The organism is Streptomyces odontomachicola, from assembly GCF_039605595.1.
In the GTDB taxonomy this organism is placed as follows: domain Bacteria; phylum Actinomycetota; class Actinomycetes; order Streptomycetales; family Streptomycetaceae; genus Streptomyces.
This window is the reverse complement of sequence record NZ_JBCFOK010000040.1, coordinates 1-1,330: the sequence shown is the minus strand read 5'-3', so window position 1 is coordinate 1,330 and position 1,330 is coordinate 1. Positions and strand designations below refer to the sequence as shown.

Here is a 1,330-nt window from a genome sequence, read left to right as displayed (position 1 = left end):
AATGACACGACTTCGGCGGTGTACTTGAGCCCCGCTACATTATCGGCGCGGAATCACTTGACCAGTGAGCTATTACGCACTCTTTCAAGGATGGCTGCTTCTAAGCCAACCTCCTGGTTGTCCCTGCGACTCCACATCCTTTCCCACTTAGCACACGCTTAGGGGCCTTAGTCGATGCTCTGGGCTGTTTCCCTCTCGACCATGGAGCTTATCCCCCACAGTCTCACTGCCGCGCTCTCACTTACCGGCATTCGGAGTTTGGCTAAGGTCAGTAACCCGGTAGGGCCCATCGCCTATCCAGTGCTCTACCTCCGGCAAGAAACACACGACGCTGCACCTAAATGCATTTCGGGGAGAACCAGCTATCACGGAGTTTGATTGGCCTTTCACCCCTAACCACAGGTCATCCCCCAGGTTTTCAACCCTGGTGGGTTCGGGCCTCCACGACCTCTTACAGCCGCTTCACCCTGCCCATGGCTAGATCACCCCGCTTCGGGTCTAGGACACGCTACTGACCGCCCTCTTCGGACTCGCTTTCGCTACGGCTCCCCCACCACGGGTTAACCTCGCAACATGCCGCAAACTCGCAGGCTCATTCTTCAAAAGGCACGCAGTCACGACGTTACGTGCAAGCACGTAACGCGACGCTCCCACGGCTTGTAGGCACACGGTTTCAGGTACTATTTCACTCCGCTCCCGCGGTACTTTTCACCATTCCCTCACGGTACTATCCGCTATCGGTCACCAGGGAATATTTAGGCTTAGCGGGTGGTCCCGCCAGATTCACACAGGATTTCTCGGGCCCCGTGCTACTTGGGTGGTCTCCAAGTGAGTTGCAGACATTTCGACTACGGGGGTCTTACCCTCTACGCCGGGCCTTTCGCATGCCCTTCGCCTATACCTGCAATTTATGACTCACCGACCGGCCGGCAGACCGATCACGAAAACTCCCACAACCCCGCACACGCAACCCCTGCCGGGTATCACACACATGCGGTTTGGCCTCATCCGGTTTCGCTCGCCACTACTCCCGGAATCACAGTTGTTTTCTCTTCCTACGGGTACTGAGATGTTTCACTTCCCCGCGTTCCCTCCTACTGCCCTATACATTCAGGCAGAGGTGACAGCCCATGACGACTGCCGGGTTCCCCCATTCGGACACCCCCGGATCACAGCTCGGTTGACAGCTCCCCGGGGCCTATCGCGGCCTCCCACGTCCTTCATCGGTTCCTGGTGCCAAGGCATCCACCGTGCGCCCTTAAAAACTTGGCCACAGATGCTCGCGTCCACTGTGCAGTTCTCAAACAACAACCAGCCACCCACCACCCCA

Annotated in this window: 1 rRNA gene; it reads right to left on the bottom strand. The window is 57.6% G+C overall.

Features of this window, described 5'->3' with window-relative positions:
* A 23S ribosomal RNA gene (locus tag ABEE00_RS35690) occupies nt 1-1,272 on the bottom strand; the annotation flags it as partial.
* Between the last annotated feature and the right edge of the window lie 58 nt (nt 1,273-1,330).